This window comes from Fictibacillus nanhaiensis, assembly GCF_036213205.1.
GTDB lineage: Bacteria > Bacillota > Bacilli > Bacillales > Fictibacillaceae > Fictibacillus > Fictibacillus nanhaiensis_E.
The window spans coordinates 45779-63885 of record NZ_JARMFC010000014.1 but is presented as its reverse complement, the minus strand read 5'-3'; the positions used below and the strand labels follow the sequence as shown (position 1 = coordinate 63885).

The 18107-nt window shown below is 38.5% G+C and carries 17 protein-coding genes and 1 riboswitch; of the genes, 9 read left to right on the top strand and 8 right to left on the bottom strand.

The window, feature by feature from the left end; all coding sequences use genetic code 11:
- Window positions 1-2: 2 nt before the first annotated feature.
- Complete coding sequence (locus P4V41_RS14360; RefSeq protein ID WP_328085745.1) at window positions 3-1760, bottom strand: ABC transporter ATP-binding protein; 1758 nt, start codon at window positions 1758-1760, stop codon at window positions 3-5.
- A gap of 530 nt (window positions 1761-2290) precedes the next feature.
- Between P4V41_RS14360 and P4V41_RS21670 the strand changes: the two genes are divergently transcribed.
- Window positions 2291-2608: a hypothetical protein gene (locus P4V41_RS21670; protein WP_419181319.1), complete on the top strand. Its 318-nt coding sequence runs from the start codon at window positions 2291-2293 to the stop codon at window positions 2606-2608.
- On the opposite strand, the gene ribH is transcribed toward P4V41_RS21670, so the two are convergent.
- From ribH to P4V41_RS14330, 6 genes are all read right to left on the bottom strand, one after another.
- Window positions 2600-3067, bottom strand: coding sequence for a 6,7-dimethyl-8-ribityllumazine synthase (ribH, locus tag P4V41_RS14355; protein WP_328085743.1), 468 nt, complete (start codon window positions 3065-3067; stop codon window positions 2600-2602). The two genes, P4V41_RS21670 and ribH, sit on opposite strands and share 9 nt — an antisense overlap.
- 15 nt (window positions 3068-3082) lie before the next feature.
- Window positions 3083-4276 (bottom strand): bifunctional 3,4-dihydroxy-2-butanone-4-phosphate synthase/GTP cyclohydrolase II, encoded by a 1194-nt coding sequence (locus tag P4V41_RS14350; protein ID WP_328085741.1) that lies wholly within the window; start codon window positions 4274-4276, stop codon window positions 3083-3085.
- Between the two features lie 11 nt (window positions 4277-4287).
- Window positions 4288-4935, bottom strand: coding sequence for a riboflavin synthase (gene ribE / locus P4V41_RS14345; RefSeq protein WP_328085739.1), 648 nt, complete (start codon window positions 4933-4935; stop codon window positions 4288-4290).
- Between the two features lie 179 nt (window positions 4936-5114).
- A riboswitch (FMN riboswitch) is annotated at window positions 5115-5262 on the bottom strand.
- 55 nt (window positions 5263-5317) lie between these two features.
- Window positions 5318-6685, bottom strand: a complete 1368-nt coding sequence (locus P4V41_RS14340) for a TrkH family potassium uptake protein (RefSeq protein ID WP_328085737.1) — start codon at window positions 6683-6685, stop codon at window positions 5318-5320.
- Between the two features lie 103 nt (window positions 6686-6788).
- The gene (locus P4V41_RS14335) at window positions 6789-7865 is read right to left on the bottom strand and encodes a hypothetical protein (RefSeq protein WP_328085736.1); all 1077 of its coding nucleotides are present in this window, start codon (window positions 7863-7865) and stop codon (window positions 6789-6791) included.
- Window positions 7866-7952: 87 nt separating this feature from the next.
- Window positions 7953-8681 carry a TIGR02206 family membrane protein gene (locus P4V41_RS14330; protein ID WP_328085735.1) on the bottom strand — a complete coding sequence of 243 codons (729 nt, stop codon included), beginning with the start codon at window positions 8679-8681 and terminating at the stop codon, window positions 7953-7955.
- A 316-nt stretch (window positions 8682-8997) separates the two neighbouring features.
- Between P4V41_RS14330 and P4V41_RS14325 the strand changes: the two genes are divergently transcribed.
- The 6 genes from P4V41_RS14325 (at window position 8998) to P4V41_RS14300 (ending at window position 14752) form a co-directional block, all read left to right on the top strand.
- Entirely contained in the window at window positions 8998-9618 is a 621-nt protein-coding gene (locus P4V41_RS14325) for a YhbD family protein (RefSeq protein WP_328085734.1), read from the top strand.
- A 20-nt stretch (window positions 9619-9638) separates the two neighbouring features.
- On the top strand, window positions 9639-10424 hold the full coding sequence (locus P4V41_RS14320; RefSeq protein ID WP_328085732.1) for a polymer-forming cytoskeletal protein: 786 nt from the start codon (window positions 9639-9641) through the stop codon (window positions 10422-10424).
- A gap of 304 nt (window positions 10425-10728) precedes the next feature.
- On the top strand, window positions 10729-12219 hold the full coding sequence (locus tag P4V41_RS14315) for a spore germination protein (protein ID WP_328085730.1): 1491 nt from the start codon (window positions 10729-10731) through the stop codon (window positions 12217-12219).
- 30 nt (window positions 12220-12249) lie between these two features.
- Window positions 12250-13392, top strand: coding sequence for a Ger(x)C family spore germination protein (locus P4V41_RS14310; RefSeq protein ID WP_328085728.1), 1143 nt, complete (start codon window positions 12250-12252; stop codon window positions 13390-13392).
- A gap of 20 nt (window positions 13393-13412) precedes the next feature.
- The gene (locus P4V41_RS14305) at window positions 13413-13643 is read left to right on the top strand and encodes a hypothetical protein (protein WP_328085727.1); all 231 of its coding nucleotides are present in this window, start codon (window positions 13413-13415) and stop codon (window positions 13641-13643) included.
- 14 nt (window positions 13644-13657) lie between these two features.
- Window positions 13658-14752, top strand: coding sequence for an endospore germination permease (locus P4V41_RS14300; protein WP_328085726.1), 1095 nt, complete (start codon window positions 13658-13660; stop codon window positions 14750-14752).
- A gap of 36 nt (window positions 14753-14788) precedes the next feature.
- On the opposite strand, the gene P4V41_RS14295 is transcribed toward P4V41_RS14300, so the two are convergent.
- Complete coding sequence (locus tag P4V41_RS14295) at window positions 14789-15997, bottom strand: MFS transporter (RefSeq protein ID WP_328085725.1); 1209 nt, start codon at window positions 15995-15997, stop codon at window positions 14789-14791.
- 155 nt (window positions 15998-16152) lie between these two features.
- Between P4V41_RS14295 and P4V41_RS14290 the strand changes: the two genes are divergently transcribed.
- On the top strand, window positions 16153-16509 hold the full coding sequence (locus P4V41_RS14290) for a helix-turn-helix domain-containing protein (protein WP_328085723.1): 357 nt from the start codon (window positions 16153-16155) through the stop codon (window positions 16507-16509).
- A 119-nt stretch (window positions 16510-16628) separates the two neighbouring features.
- Window positions 16629-18089 carry a flavin monoamine oxidase family protein gene (locus P4V41_RS14285; protein WP_328085722.1) on the top strand — a complete coding sequence of 487 codons (1461 nt, stop codon included), beginning with the start codon at window positions 16629-16631 and terminating at the stop codon, window positions 18087-18089.
- The last annotated feature ends 18 nt before the right edge of the window (window positions 18090-18107 follow it).

The following is an 18107-nucleotide window of genomic DNA, read 5'->3' as shown; positions in this document are numbered from 1 at the left end:
GGCTACACCGCCTTATTATCATTTAAATTTTGTTCGATCTGCTGACGTTCGTGCTGCTCTTTATACCAGCCGTCTCTAGCGATTAAATCCTCATGTCTGCCTTCATCCACGATCGCGCCGTCATCAATAACGATAATCCAATCTGCGTGTTCAACAGCTGACAGTCGGTGTGTTGTAATAAATGTTGTTTTCCCAGCGCGCTCTTTACGGATGTTACCGATGATTGCTGTCTCCGTTTTCGCATCTACAGCAGAAAGCGCGTCATCTAGGATTAAGATTTCTGGATCTACACATAATGCTCGTGCAATAGACACACGCTGCTTCTGTCCTCCTGATAACGCCACACCTTTTTCACCGACGAGCGTGTTCAACCCTTCAGGAAGGTGCTGAACATCTTTTCTGAATGATGCCATCTCCATAACATGATTCAACTTATCAACACCTGCTGTGCTGTTCCCAAACAAGATATTTTCCTCCACTGTTTTGGAGAAAAGAATAGCATCCTGCGGTACGTATCCGATCCACCCTTGCAGGTCCTCTAAAGCAATATCCTCAATTCCTACACCAGAGAATGTGATGTTCCCTTTTCCAGCTGGATACTCTCTTAAAAGCTGTTTAAGAAGTGTTGTTTTTCCGCTTCCTGTTCGACCAACGATTCCAAGCGTCGCTCCTTTTTCCACCTTAACGTTGATGTTTCTTAAGTTATCTGTTTCAGAAGAGGGATATTTGAATGTCACATTTTCGAAAGCGATTGTCCCCGGATCCTTTAATGGAACAAGATCTTCTGCATTCTTAACATCGGGCTCATAGCTAAGCGTTTCATTAACACGATCAAGCGATGCACTTCCACGTTCCATAATGTTAATTAGCTCACCGATCGCAATCATCGGCCAGATCAGCATACCTAAGTAAACATTAAACGTAACAAGTTCACCAAGTGTGATCGTCTTATGAAAGACCATATATGCTCCATAACCTAAACCGATCAAATAGCTGATTCCTACTAATACTTTGATCGTTGGTTCAAACAATGCATCGATTCTTGATACAGCTAAGTTCTTTTCAAATACATCCTCGGTTACTTTATTGAAGCGCTGTACATCCTCTTCTTCTTGAACATAAGCACGAATAACACGTACCCCTTGAATGCTTTCAAGAACTGAATCGTTCATTTCTCCAAACGCGTCTTGCGCAACGGTAAAACGCTGATGTACTTTTTTTCCGTATTTTTTAATGATAAAAGCGATAATCGGAAGTGGAATGAGCGCTGCAAATGTCAATTTCCAACTGATCATGAATCCCATCACGAACAAGATCGTTAACATGAACAGACTTGAATCCACGAGTGTTAAAATTCCAAATCCTGCAGTCATAGAGATGGCTTTTAAATCATTTGTCGCACGTGCCATCAAATCTCCCGTTCTATTCTTCTCAAAGAACGTAGGAGTCATCTTTAATAAGTGCCTCATAAAACTTGAACGCATCGAGCGTTCGATGATAAATGCTCCTCCAAAAAGCTGATACATCCATATGTACATCGTAATGTACATTGAAACAATAACAGCAACAAAGATTCCAAGAGTCCGCATCATGTCTTCTTTTGTGATCGTGCCCATGTGAATGGAGTCAATGATGTTACCGATGAGTTTCGGTGGGATGATCTCGATAATCCCAACGCCAGTCAGTAACACTACTGCAACCGTGTATCGTATCCAATGTTTCTTAAAGAACCAAGCTAATTTTCCTAAAACTGAAAACATAATGTCTCTCCTCTCGATCTACCATTCTTTTAAACAGTTGTTTAACGAAGCTACCCGAAAAGTGTATGATCCTTACGTTCTAGCCACACGTTCAATGATTTTCTTTTCATTTGTTCTCCTCCTCATATTTAGTGAATCTATTGCAAAAAGAAGAATGATCTCTTCTAAGCAAACAAAAATAAAAAAAGCATACCATTCGAACTCGGTATGCTTTGAAATCATAAAAAAACACACGTCACGACTGGGATGACCTGCGTACAAACATGTATGTAGAAAAGGTGGATATATAGAGTAAAATTCTAATACATCTCTTCCGGCAGGTCATGGTATGAAATTGTAGAGTCATCGTTGATTACAACAGTGACCGCAATTTGAGTAACAATCATTTCTTTCACCATGACACAACCATCCTTTCCATAATTTTGTAGTTTGTAACTTTGGTAATCTTAACACTATTCTAATAACTATGTCAATTGCTTTTAGATATGCTTAAAATTATTTAAAATGCTGTTAATTTGTGCTTTAGAAAGGTGCTTGAAGTGAGGTTGCCGCTTCAATCTACAGCGTTTTCGCATGATCCCATCATAATTTACTTTCAATCCACGAGTTTTGGCTTTCAATCCACGAGTTTTGGCTCTCAATCCACGAGTTTTGGCTTTCAATCGACGAGTTTTGGCTCTCAATCGACGAGTTTTGGCTATCAATCCACGAGTTTTGGCTTTAAATCCAAAAGTTATCCACGAGTCGACACCCCTCGACAAACTCGTACACCATCGGTTTCTAAAACAAACAAAAAAACCCGCCACTTCAAAAGTGACGGGCTTTCACACACTTACAATTTATCCTAACTGACGCGTTAAGTTTGCCATTTCAATAGCAGACACAGCAGCTTCCCAGCCTTTGTTTCCTGCTTTCGTTCCTGCACGTTCGATCGCTTGTTCGATTGAATCCACTGTCAAAACGCCAAAGATTACTGGAACGCCACTCGACATAGATGCTTGAGCGACTCCTTTCGCTGCCTCATTACATACATAATCAAAGTGAGGCGTTGATCCGCGGATTACCGCTCCTAAGGTAATCACTGCATCATAGTTACCGCTATCTGCCATCTTTTTAGCGATCAATGGAATCTCAAACGCTCCAGGAACCCAAGCGATGTCTACATCATCTTCAGAAATACCGTGTCTTTTGAATGCATCCTGTGCACCTGAAACTAATTTATCTGAAATAAAATCATTAAAACGTCCTGCTACAATACCTACTTTTAATCCTGTACCAACTAAATGTCCTTCAAATAATTTTGCCATGACTATTCCTCCTGATTAGAAATGAAGCATATGCCCCAATTTACTCTTTTTTGTTTTTAGATAATCTTCGTTGTTCTTGTTATGAGGCATCTGAAGCGCCACACGATCGATCACTTCTAAGTCATAACCTTTTAATCCAGCAATCTTTCTTGGATTGTTAGTCAACAGTTTCATTTTACTGATGCCAAGATCCTTTAAAATCTGTGCTCCTATTCCATAGTCCCGCAGATCTGGTGCGAACCCAAGCTGTTCATTTGCCTCAACTGTATCCAGACCCTCTTCTTGAAGTTTATAAGCTTTCATCTTGTTGATAAGTCCGATGCCGCGGCCTTCTTGTCTCATGTATAGTAAAACGCCACGACCTTCTTTTTCGATCTGAGAAAGAGCTGCGTGTAGCTGTGATCCACAATCACAGCGAGCTGAGCCGAATACATCACCTGTTAAACATTCAGAATGGACGCGTACTAAAACTGGTTCACCGTTTTCTACATCACCTTTTACAAGTGCAACATGTTCTTTCTCGTCTAATACATTTGAAAAACCGATCGCTTTAAAATCACCGAACTCAGTCGGTAGATTAATTTCTACTTCACGCTTAACCATCTGCTCTGTTTTGTTTCGGTACGTAATAAGGTCTTTAATCGTGATCAGTTTCATATTGTGTTGTTTCGCCAGCTCAACGAGTTCTGGGACACGAGCCATCGTTCCATCCTCTTTCATGATTTCACAGATAACACCAGCCGATTTGCTGCCTGCCATTTCGGCGAGATCAATTGCTGCTTCCGTATGCCCTGCTCTTCGCAACACACCGCCGTTTTTTCCGATCAGCGGAAAAATATGACCAGGGCGCTTAAAATCAGAAGGTACGGAATCTGCATTCACTAGTTCACGTACTGTGGCTGCTCTCTCTTGAGCTGAGATACCCGTTGTTGTTGAAATATGATCCACACTTATCGTAAAAGCCGTGCCATGCGAATCTGTGTTAGCAACTACCATCGGCGATAGATCAAGCTTTACAGCAATTTCCTCTGAGATTGGTGTACATACTAGGCCCCTGCCGTGTGTTACCATAAAATTGATCGTTTCAGGAGTGATCCCTTCAGCGAGTGCGACAAAGTCACCCTCGTTTTCACGGTCTTCGTCATCTACTACGATCACAATTTTTCCTTCTTTAAGATCTGCAACTGCTTCTTCTATGGAGTGAAACATGAACTCTCCTCCTAAAATCCGTGCTCTTGTAAGAAATCAAGAGACAGCTTCGACTTTTGTGTAGTTTCTTCTTTCGGCGACAACATATTGTGTACATATTTTGCGAGCATGTCGCATTCAATGTTCACGATGTCACCCGTTCCTTTTGATCCTAAAATCGTATGCTCTGCTGTATGAGGTATCAATGAAACAGTAATTGTACTTTCGGTTACTTCAAATATAGTGAGACTCGTCCCATCTACACATACAGAGCCTTTCAACATAAAATAACGCATCAGATGCTTAGGTAACTCAATTTTATAATAAATGGCATTTTTCTCTGGACGCTTTTCAAGGATTGTTCCCGTTCCATCAACATGTCCTGAAACAAAATGTCCACCGAACCGGCCACCAGCTGCCATCGCTCGTTCTAGGTTGACTGGATCACGATTGTTCAACATTCTCAATGTGGAAGAACGAAACGTTTCTGGCATTACATCCACTGTGAACTCTCTTTTATTAAATGATGTCACCGTTAAACAAACACCGTTAACTGCGATACTGTCTCCAAGGTTTACATCTTTTAATATTTCTTCAGCTTTAACCGTAAGAACGATTGTTTCATTTCCTTTAGAAATTGATTTTATCGTACCATTTTCTTCGATAATGCCTGTAAACAAAAAGCTTTCCCTCCCCTCGTATGACGTTAGTATCATCGTAAATATGCATAAGCAGGAGTCCTTTTTTCTTAATACAAATAACCCCGGAAACAAAGCTTCCGGGGTTTTGAATGTTAAGAATATAACGAAATAAACCTTTAACTATACCCATTTCAAACACAGGTATTCTAAAAGTGTTCACGTTCCTTCTCCCATCCAGACTATACTGTCGGCTTCGGAATTACACCGAATCCACCGTTTCTGCTAGAAGCAAAACCGGGTCACGGACTAAGAGGCTAGAGCCTCATCACCGCCGGTTGGGAATTTCACCCGACCCCGAAGGACTTATTTACTTACGTTCATTATAAGTAAACAGAAGCGTGAATTCAAACGTGAATCACTTTTATTGACCAATTATTAATTTTTCTTTCGGGTAATGAATGTGCTCTGTTACCACTTTTCCTCGAATGATGAACAAGAATGACAATACGCCAATCCTTCCAATAAACATTAGAAGCATTAGGATCACTTTACCCGTTGAGCTCAACTGACCTGTAATTCCAGTGGAAAGCCCTGTCGTTCCAAAAGCTGAACAAACTTCAAAGAATAAGTACTCGATCGGCATAGGATCTGTAATCGCTAAGATAATTGTGGAAGTTGTACAGAGAACCATCGCAACGATAATAACAATGAACGATTTGTGAATATCTTCCGGGTAAATCTCCCGCTTAAAGATTTTAATCGTGTTTCTTCCCTTCGCATAAAAGAGGGTCGCTAACAATGCCACAGCAAATGTCGTCGTGCGAATTCCCCCTCCAACTGAACTTGGAGAAGCACCAATAAACATCATTACTCCTAAAAAGAGAAGAGTTGGTACCGTGAACTCAGAGACATCCATCGTTGATAGCCCCCCACTTCGCGTGGTAACCGACTGAAATAACGAATAAAAGATTGTTTCATGCCAAGACTTACCTTCGAAGAATGCATTCATCTCTAGAACATAAATCCCTATTGCACCTGTAATAACTAATAGTGCAAATGTAGTTGTAGTTACTTTCGTAAAAAGAGTGAACGTGTAACGCTCTAAATACTTACGCTCTTTAATAAAGTTATTGATCTCTACTAATACGGGAAAACCAATAGCACCAGATGTGATCAGAAACATTGTAACAATCTGAACGAGATAATCATGACGAAATGGGATGAGTGAGCTTCCCGTTATATCAAAACCTGCGTTCGTTGTTGCTGTAACTGCTGCAAAAAATGCGTGATAGAGTACTTCTACTTCTGTGTCATAATAAGGCTGAAATAGGATAAAGAACAATACTGTTCCTACGATTTCAATCCCAATAATGAGTGTTAGTATTTGCTTCATCAATTGTACAAGCCCTGCCAGTGTCGACTGGTTTTGGTCTGTCATGATCAATTGACGTTCTCTCATTCCAATACGCTTGCCGATTAAAAGCCAAATGGCTGTACCAAGTGTCATAACGCCGATTCCACCAATCTGTACGATGATGGCAAGAAGGACGACTCCAACTTGGTTGAACGTTTCTGAAATATTAACAGACGTTAAGCCTGTTACACTCACTGCACTCACCGCTGTAAACAGCGCATCAATAAATTTCAACTCTACTCCTTCGTTATGGCCGACCGGCAAACTTAACAGAATAGTCGCTACTAATACTGACAATAAATAAAAGATTACGATTAGTTGAACAGAAGTTAGAAATGATTTTTTATGTTGTGAAGTTGCTGTATTTTTAAACATATATTTTCACCTGTCGAAAGGATTTTTCTGTAACCTTCTGAAATCTTAACAATAGCATTTCCATTTAACAAGGTGAAATTGAACATTTGCTAAAAAAAGACTGTCAATCTTCTAAATTACATTCTTCCTCAGCCATTCTCTTTTCAATAAGCCTCATTAATTCAGCTGGATGATCTACTTTAATAACTACCCTTGTCACGTTCTTCTTAAATCCATATATGATATCTGATCTTACAGGTTTTTTCAGCAGCAACTCAATATTCGGTTTCTCCGGAATAAAATCACTTACTCGCGCTTCAAACGTATACTTCATTTCAGCTGCACTCAATTCATCTGGTCCTTCATACGTTCTCCATTCTTGGATGTATTTAAACGGCAGATCAAGGCTTTTAATAAATCCTATACTTAATATCAACGAATGCTCCGTAACGATCAAAGGGACTTTTTTTACAGCTTGCATCTGGCCGATAAGAAAAAGGATAGAGTAGATGTTTATGAATAATAAAATGATAGAAACTGTATGGTTCCACTGGCTGAAGAAATAATGCAGACCGACTGATTCGATGATAAGCGCGTGGATCAACATGAGCTGGAGAGCTACATAACTTGTATTCTTATGATAAGTAAATGTTTGTTCAGTCAGCATAGGTGCTTTTCGCCACGAAAAGAATGCATAATAGAACATGGTTACTTCACTGACGAGAGAATCAATCAAGCGACTTTGTGCAAAATGAACGTTAACAGCCTGTTTGATTCTCAATAAAAATGGTAGTTCAACAGCTAATTCACTATACGTCTTCTTTACTTTAGGAAACTTTCTGCACACGATAAACAACAAATAAAGTTCAATAGAGATAAAACCCGCTTCTAAAAAAAGAAGAGCTTTCGGAATAAACGATACAGATTTCAGCAAATCATCTGGAATAATATATGAAGCGAAAGCATAACTCACTAATGCAACAAGCAGTGTCAGCTTCCATGAATACCTTTTTCGAATAATAAAGTAGTAGGTCAGGAGAGGAATAACCAAAAGAAAATCAAACATCGAGCCAATGAGCACAGAAGTAGGCACTGGTTGGAAATAAGTCGTCTGATAAAGAATTAGATTGCTTCCAATGACCAATGTACTAAGAAATAGATAAGGTAACCACCTAATCGGCCTGTTCATGGTTTCAATCATAAAATCCCTCCTTACTTCAATTATACAATAAATTCCATTATTTTCTTCTTTTTCATGGCTTTGTCACAAAAGGTACAAAAAAAGGACCTACGCCTCAAAAGGAGGATGGCCCTTCTTCTTGTGATTTAGTTTTTCATTAACCGGAAGAAAAACAAGCAGACATAAACATAAAGCAACTAACTCTAGTGAAAGGATATACCACGGATACGGTCCCAAGTAATCCATTATTGATGCATTCGATGGTTTCTCTATCAAAAACATATAATTTGCATCAATTGCTACATCTACAACATACACACCTATAGCATAAATGTTCAGCCATAAAAATGACTGAAAAAAAAGCCGCCAGCTAATGGTGTAAGACCTTATAATCGCATAATATAGAGCTGTCCATACAATAAAAGCATGTGCCATAAAATATTGGATGAATCGAAAATGCCAAGGTTCATGAAATAACTCTGGTGTAAGTAATCCTTGTATGGCACCTGTTAAACCAAAAAGATAGACAAAAGCAAACAGTCTCTGATTATCTGTTAAGAGTAACAATACAGATAACAAAATATTAAAACTACATAGCTGCAAAGGAAGGAAAATATGAACATCCCATAAATCATTATGGATAGCCCATATGTGATACGTAGTTTCCGAAACTACAAGCCCCGCGATCAAGATTTTCTTCCATATGTGCATCTTTCTTATCCGAGTACGGTAGCCGTACATGACAATACTCACAAAGAAAATAATAACCAATACTAGAACATGCTCCCACTGAAACATCCTAAAACCCGAAGTTCCTGCACTAAACCAACTCTCCATTTAAATCCTCCACCTTCTACCTAATAATATTCAAAAGTCTTAGTGCACTTTCCTTTGTATTAAAAAATGTAGCTGTTTCGTATACATTGTTGCCCCGAAAGTAATTCGCTCGCTTTCCATGGGGCGTGCGGTGAGCCTCCTGCCCGCTTTGCGCCATTACGAGACTCACCACTTTGCGCTTCAATCAACTTGCATAAGAAGAAAGAAGAAAACATTCAAAGCAACAATCTTTTAGAAAAAGAGCGTTTAGAAAGAGGATTAATTTTATTGCATAACATAACAGTGTTATGTTACATTGACTATAAGGAGGTTAATCATGGAAAATCTAATCTCAAAAAAGGATTTATTAGAAGAAGCGAATATCTCTTACGGCCAGCTATACAGATGGAAAAGAAAGAACCTGATTCCTGAAAACTGGTTCATACGAAAATCTACCTTTACAGGGCAAGAAACATTCTTTCCTAAAGATGATATATTGCTTCGCATTGAAAAAATTAAAACGTTAAAAGATGACCTTTCACTCGATGAACTTGCTGATATGTTCTCTCCTTCCCCGACACTTACTTCATTGTCAGCAGAAGAGCTCACCAATCGTAACATTGTTTCACAGACAGCTTTAGACATGTTTAACAACTTTCATGGATCCAATCAATCATTTTCTTTTACTCAAGTATTAACGCTATATGTATTAAATTCATTGCTGCAAACGGGCGATGTAAATCGAGCAGAAGGGATTGACTTGTTAAAGCTCTTTCATGAACAGGCACTAACCGTTAAGAGCGCTGGAAGTGAATTATTCTTTATCAGAAAGATGGGCGTTTCCTTTTTTATACTCACACCTGAACCCGCCAATCTTTTCTTAGAACCTCAAGCAAAAAAAATCGCTCACTACAAATTAAGTCAGTGCATTGAAGAACTAAAATTAAAGCTTTCTTAATCATTGAAGGAGGAATAGCAATGGAACGAACGCAGTTAAAGAACATTAGTATTTCCGGATCCGGAACTTCTTCTGGTGGCGAATTTAATCAAGTAAAGGTTAATGGAAGTGCGCATATATATGGCGATGTTATATGTGAAGAGTTTAAATGTAACGGTAGTGCCCATTTAGAGGGAAACATCACTACCGATACGGCCAAAATCAATGGGTCTACCCATTTTGAAGGCGATGTAGAAGTGAAGGAAATAACGATTAACGGCAGCTCAGACATCGATGGTCATCTTCTTTGCGACGAATTAAAAGTTCAAGGCTCTTCTACGATTAAAGGAGATGTTAAAGGAAAAGAAATTATCGTCCGTGGATCTGCTTCTGTACAAGGAAATGTATCAAGTGACGAAATAGATGTAAAAGGACAAGTGAAAATAAAGGGAGATTGTGCAGCTGAGTCTTTTGAAGCTCGAGGTAATTTTAAAATAGATGGTCTCTTAAATGCAGGCACGATCGACGTAGAACTTTTACGTCATTGTGAAGCAAAAGAAATTGGTGGCGAGAACATCACAGTTAAAAAGACTCGCGATGCATCTGGCTTCAAAAAGTTGATTAAATTTTTCATGAGCAACCACACAGATCAACTAACGGTAGAGGTGATCGAAGGCGACAACTTGTACCTCGAACATACACATGCTGAAGTTGTGCGCGGAAACACGATAGAAATCGGTCCAGGCTGTGATATAAAAAGGATCGAATATAAAACAAGTTTAGAGGTCAATCCCGACGCTAAAGTGGGAACACAGGAAAAGATTTAAATAAAATCCTTATATATTTTTTAAAGCTACCACCTCGCTCGGTAGCTTTTTTTGTTTGGTGTTGTATTGTTTGAATAGTAGTTGCTTTCCATGCCATCCAATCAACGTTCATAGAAGAAAATAAAAAAGAGAATCAAACACAAATCTTTTTGAAAGTCTCCATTTTCCCAGGAGATTACCTAACGCCCCGCGTAAAGCGATGCACCTGAAACGGAAATCAACATCATTCATCCTCCTTTCATCCTCCCCATGGTAAATAATGTATAGATTTCTATCCTTCATCAAACATTATAGGATAAGGCAGGTGTTACCAATAGATACAACAAATGTAGAAGTTCCTATAAATAAAGACCTTCAAGCAAATGATGAATATATGCGTAGTCTCTATAAAAACTGTGATGATATCAAGATCAGGCATTTTCAATTTGGTTTAGATTATAAACAAGAAGCCCTTGTTGTACATTGTGATTCTCTCGTCCAAGAAGAAAAGTCTAACCTACTTCACCAAGTAATAAAGGATATGCCTGACTTTGAAGCAGCCCTTTCACTTGCTATTTCTGTACAACAAATAAAGGTCTTTTTTGAGAATAAAGGAGTCTCATCAAGGCCCATCATGCTTCTTAAAAACTACCATGAATTAAATGCAAACATCGTGAATGGTCATATTGTCTTACTTTTTGACAAATGGGACTTAGCTCTAAGCTTTGATGCTTCTTCAGTTGAAAAAAGAAGTGTTGCAGAACCACAGAACGAAGTAGTCGTTGTTGGCCCAAGGGAAGGAACGATCGAAAACCTTCAAAAGAACCTCGGGTTAATTCGTTCTCGTTTAAAAACACCCGATCTTAAATTTATCTTTAAACAAACAGATAGCAAGTCTAACACAAAATTTGTTTATGGCTATTTAGATGGAACTGTAAAAAAAGAAATGCTTGAAGAGTTTGAATCTAGAATCAACAAAATAAAAAATGAAGAGATTCTAGAAACAACCTATATTGCTGAATTAATTGAAGAGTCGTCGGTTACTCCCTTCCCTCAATATCGATTTACCGAAAGACCTGATGTTGCCTCAGCCTCGTTGTTAGAAGGCAAGATCATTATCTTAATGGAAGGAACAGGAACCATCGTAATCTGTCCTGGATTGTTTAATGAATTTTTCCAATCCGCTTCAGACTATTATCAACGATCTATTTTTTCATCGATTATCAGGATGGTTAGGTTTATTGGCTTTATTTTGAGCTTGGCCTTACCTAGCATTTATATCGCTTTGACTACTTTTCATTCTGAACTGATACCGACCGTCTTGTTGATCGCTCTTTTAGATACACGCGAAGGTATTCCCTTTCCCGCCATTATAGAAGCTTTAATCATGCTGTTTTTTTTCGAACTTTTACAAGAAGCAGGTGTTCGGCTGCCGAAACCAATTGGATCAACAGTAAGTATCGTTGGTGCGTTGATTATCGGAGAAGCATCTATTAACGCTGGACTCGCCTCACCAATCATGATCGTTGTTGTTGGATTAACGGGAATTGCTTCTTTCTCGATCCCTTATTATGATTTCGGCTTTGCTGCACGTTTGTTGCGAGTACCTTTAATGTTCCTGGCTGCAGTTATGGGAGGTTTTGGTCTATTTTTAGGATTTATTCTTATATTCCTGCATCTTTCCAAATTACATGTTTTGAAAGAACCTTATCTTGGGACATTTACACTTAACAGTACCTCACTACTTAAGGACGGGTTCTTACGTCTATCATTGAAAAAATTATTAAAACATCGAAGTACAGGAAAAGGCATTTAGAACGATTACTCAAAAAAAGGTGGGTTAAACATGCAAAAGCTAATCAAATACATCGTTGCATCCTCCCTCCTTTTTTTATCAGGATGCTGGGACCATGCTGAACTTACTGAATATGTTTTCGTTCAATCTCTTGCTATCGATCAAAAGAAAGATGGAAAGATTAAACTTACCACTCAATTTTATAAGCCAGCTCCTAAGATTGCTTCAGCAGGAGGTGGTGGAGAATCATATTTCAATCTTGAAACAGAAGCGCAATCTGTTTTCGATGCGATAAGAGATGTGACTATCCATTTGGGGAGAAAAGCAAACTGGGGTCATGTTCGATTTATCGTCATTAGTGAGAAAGCTGCTAAAAAGCAGTACCTTGGCTCAGTTCTAGACTTTTTTTACCGTGATCATGAACCAAGACTCTTAACAGGAGTTGCTGTTACTGAAGGATCAGCGGCTTCCTATTTAAAAGAAAAGCCTCATGTTGAAAATACAGTAAGTGAACAGTTAAATGAGGTGACAAAAACCGGAAGTAAGTTTAGTGCAAAGACCTATCCCGCTAACTTGTACACGATTGGTAAACAGCTTCACAGCGAAGTGGATACGGTATATGTTCCGTATCTTAAAAAGGAAAAAGAAAAAGAGAACAGCATCTTTGTAGATGGTCTTTCAATCTTTCAACGTGGAAAGCTAGAGACGATCATTAGCAATAAACAAACAAAGTCGCTCATGCTAGCACTTAATGATTTCCAATATGGAATTATTGGTGTTTCTTGTAAAGGAAGTAAACTGCAGGAGTCCTTTGAAATTACAGAGTCTCACACAAATACATCTTTAGAATTCAAAAAAAATGCCATACATTTCTACATAAAACCCAAACTGCAAGCTAGCATAGGAGAATTAGAATGTTCTTCAATCAAAACAAAACCACAACTTGAGAAACTTCATAAAAAATTAGAAAAACAAGTGAACAGTAACTTAATGTCATTATTAAAACAATCGCAAAAAAATGATCTAGATATTATCGGAATAGGAAATCATATCTACCGCACGAATCCTAAAGAATGGCAGAGAATAAAAAAAGAAAAAATACCTTATTACAAAGAAACCGTTATTCATGTGAAGTCAGAGGTTAACATATTGAACACAGGTACTGATGTAAGCAAACCTTTTCGTAAAAAATAGTAGAATGATGAGGAATCACGATGATTGAAAAACTCATTATAGGTATTGTGGTCGTATTGTTGTACTTTGACTATCAAACCTTAAAACAAGATAACAAGACAAAAAAAATATATTTGATGATAGCTATCCCTGCAGGATATATGCTCTATTCTTACCTTTCAGGACGGAACCTCCCCAACTTAGATGAGGTTTTTCAAGTAATAGTCGGTCCTATAGCTGAAGCAATTACCTCTTGGCTGCAAGTAAAATAGTAAGGAGTACCGTTATGCACACAGGAAAAATTAGTTATTGGCAGATGGCAGTCTTATTTCAAGTGTATATGACAGGTTCAGCCCTTATTAATATCCAAGGGCCGATGCTGGCTGCTTCACAAAACAGTGCTTGGATCGCCATGCTCCTCGCCAACTTGGTTGGTTTTATCATCTTATATCTCGCTTTAAATTTACACAACGAATATCCTGATCAATGTTATGTTAATCAAGTTCGTCTAACAGTCGGAAACGTGATGACTTATCTAATCATCATCCCGCTATTCTTAATAATAATGTATATCACAGCAAACATTGTATATGGAATGGGGCAGTATTTTACGACATCCATGATGAGAGAAACGCCGCTCTTTATCTTTCATCTACTCATCTTAATCACATCCAGTCTAACCGCAAAAGCTGGAATAGAAGTTATGGGGCGCATGTTTCACCTCATGATGTATATTCTGTTATTCATTTTTATCATCATGTTAATCCTGCCTTACAACACGTATGAGATCACCAATCTGCTTCCATTAGCTCCACTTGGCTTTAAGCCTATCTTACACGGCGTTTATGTCGGTTTTGGTTTTCCTTACATGGATGTTCTCTTCTTTGCCATGATTCTCTATCTTGTAAAGCAAAAGCCTGGGCAGTCCATCGATAAATGGCTATATTTAGGTTTATTTATCAATGGAATCGTACTTACTTTAACAATTCTCTGTTCATTAATGGGGCTCGGTCCTTTAGTATTTTTAAAAAAATTCCCCCTGCATGTACTTGCCCAGCTGATTAGTATTGGTGAGATTGTTGAAAGGGTAGAAGCAATCTTTGGCATCGCATTAATTCTAGGAACGTACATGAAGATCTCTTTATTATTGTTTATACTTGATCAAGCTCTCTCCACTCTATTTAAAGTAAGAGCTACGCATTTTATTTATATTATCTCAGCGGTTGTACTTCTACTGTCTCTTACGATGTACAAAAACGAGATTGAACTAAGCGAATCTGGATCTTTCTTGCAAACACCAGTTACGTTTTTCTTTGGTTTCTTGCCCCTTTTACTTGTGGTTATTGTAGCTAAAGTAAAAAAAAATAAAAAAACAGCCTAAAAAGAAGGCAGACCAAAATGGCTGCCTTCTTCAACTTTAAACTGTTCTTTTTTCAAGTGATGCGCTCCATGCTGTTAAAAGAACGGCACCAAATACCATGACTCCCCCGATCCACGGTGTATGAATAATACCGATCGAGTCGACAATAATTCCCCCAACAAATGCACCAATGGCTATACCTAAGTTAAATGCGGCAATATTGATGGCTGATGCAACATTTACCGCAGACGGTACATATCTTTCCGCAAGCTTCACAACATAAACCTGTAGACCTGGAACATTCATGAACGCTAAAAGACCCAACATGAAAATGGTAATCGTTCCAGCAATTTTAAAAGGTGCTGTAAATGTTAAAATCACTAAAATAATTGCTTGAATAACGAACATCCAAAACAAAGCTTTTATCGGGTTTTTATCTGCCGCTTTGCCTCCAACCGTATTCCCGATCGCAACAGCAATTCCGTATCCTAACAAAATCCAGCTGACTGCTTTAGGAGCGTAGCCTGTTACATTCTCTAAAATCGGTGCTAAATACGTAAATGCTACAAACGTTCCACCGTAACCAAGAGCTGTGATCGCAAATGCTAATAATAATCGACCGTTTTTAATAATCTTGAGTTGATCTTTTAAACTTGATGGTGGTGCTTCTTTCAAATTCTTCGGAACTAAGATGGCACTAGCGATGATGGCAACAACACCTAGGAGTGCAACTGCCCAAAAAGTAGCTCTCCATCCGAAGGTTTGTCCGATAAATGTTCCGAGCGGGACCCCTGTTACTGTTGCAACGGTAAGCCCTGTAAACATAAATGCGATCGCACTTGCACGTTTATGTTCGGGTACAAGATCTGCAGCAATCGTTGCACCTATTGAAAAGAACACACCATGAGAAAATGCTGTAATGAATCGCGCGATCAAAAGTAACGTAAAACTTGTTGATATTGCAGCAACCATGTTACCTGCAATAAAAACGACCATTAACAGAAGCAACAGCGTCTTTCTATTCATTTTATTCGTTAACGCTGTAAGAACCGGTGCCCCAAATGCGACACCCATTGCATATCCCGATATGAGTAATCCTGCTAATGTGATCGATATATTCAAATCAGATGCTAGTGAAGATAAAAGTCCTACAGGCACAAACTCAGTGGTACCAATACCAAATGCCGAAATGGCTAATGCTAATAATGCCGGAAAACCACCTTTTGACTTTGACGTATTTTCCGTTTGAACGGCTGTTGAATTCATCTATAAATCCCTCCATTGATTTTTGTTGGTGAATGAACTAGTCATTGTGATGACTTGATGTTATTATGAAATATACGCAAACTAAAAGTAAGTACGCACTTTGAAGTAATGTAGGCACTTTTAAGTAACAATTACGATATAGAGGTGATTTTGGGATGAAAAAATACAACATACCTGTAGAAGCAGCACTAGAAGTGATCGGAGGAAAGTGGAAAGTCGTCATCCTCTGCCATCTTATAAAAGATAGAAGAAGAACTGGCGAATTGAAACGCTTAATGCCAGGAATAACACAAAAGATGCTTACACAGCAGCTTCGAGAACTGGAAGACGACGGCGTTATCCTTCGCGAAGTATATAATCAAGTTCCTCCACGAGTTGAATATTCTCTAACCGATTATGGTTGGTCGTTAAAAGGAATCTTAGACTCACTCTGCGCATGGGGTGAGCAGCATATTGAGAAGACCTACCCGAATAAAGAGGATGTTTTGGTTCAAACAGAAGAGTTAGTATAGATCGAAAAAAGGGCAGCCATTATTGGCTGTCATTTTTAGTTTTATATACAAAATAATATTCTTTAATAATAGTTAATACATTATTAGAAGCTATGAACGTTCATATGGGGGGACCTGTCATGAATATTAATCATCTAACAGTTGAACAAATGCTGGATGCTATTAAGAACGGTTTACCCATGACGAACGATCCTCAAAAAATCATTGTCATTGGTGCAGGTATGGCTGGACTCGTTGCCTCCACTCTTTTAAAAAATGCTGGACACAACGTTATCCTCCTAGAATCTACCCACAGAGTCGGAGGACGCATTTACACAGTTAGATCACCCTTTACACATGGTAACTATTTTGAGGCAGGCGCTATGCGTATCCCTGAGATGCATAAACTTGTTTTAGCGTACATCAATAAATATAACCTTTCTATAAATGAATTTATTAACAGCAATCCTCATGACCTTCTTTTGGTGAATGGCATTCGAACCACTTATGATGCTTATGAAAAAAATCCGGATATATTAGGTTTTCCTGTCTTAGAAAATGAAAAAGGAAGAACAGCTGAAGAGCTGATCGCTTATGCTGTCCAGCCGATAGCAGATTTTATAGATCGTGATCCTGATAATAACTGGCCGATTATCATTCAAAATTTTCAATCATACTCTTTAGATAATTATTTGCGCAACAATCCTTATGGAAGATCATTATCTGCTGGAGCCATAGATAAGATCAAAGTTCTTCTATCACTAGAAGGACTTCCAGAACTCTCTCTTTTAGAGATGCTACGTGACATCTTAATCATTTTCAAAAAACCTCCACTCAAGTATTTTGAAGTAACAGGGGGTTATGATCAGCTGCCTCGCGCTTTTCTTCATGAATTACGGCATCACATCTATTTTGGTCAGAAGTTGACAAGAATTGTACAGACTGATTCGTCGGTTAAACTTTATACAGAAAGTCCGCAAACCTTACATCGGTTTTCTTTTAAAGCGGACAAAGTTTTAATTACCCTCCCATTCTCTGTCCTTAATTTTGTTGAATTTGAACCGTTCAATTCTCTTTCCTACCTTAAAAGAAAAGCTATACGGGAACTTCATTATGTGCCATCTATTAAGATTGGAATTGAATTTAAACATCGATTTTGGGAAAGAAACGGTCTATCTGGCGGGAAAACAGTTACAGACATGGCATCACGTTTCACTCACTATCCGAGCCGTATTAGACAAGACATCCCCTCAGGTGTTTTGATCGGAAGTTATACGTGGGAAGATGATACATTTCCTTGGAGAAGTTCTTCTAATGAGATGAAAATTAAAGAAACATTAAAATATATCGCACAGTTTCACGGTGAAGATATTTATCAACATTTTGTTACTGGATTTAGCCATGATTGGTCTACCGATCCGAATGCAGGTGGATGCTTTACGATGTTTAAGCCTTACCAGGAATTAGAGCTGTTTGAAGCAATTAAAACTCCGGAAGGTAGACTGCATTTTGCAGGTGAACATACTACACTCAAGCACGGATGGGTTGAAGGGGCTGTGGAGTCAGGCATCAGAGCTGCTATTGAAATGAACAACATATAACGGATAAATCCAGACGTA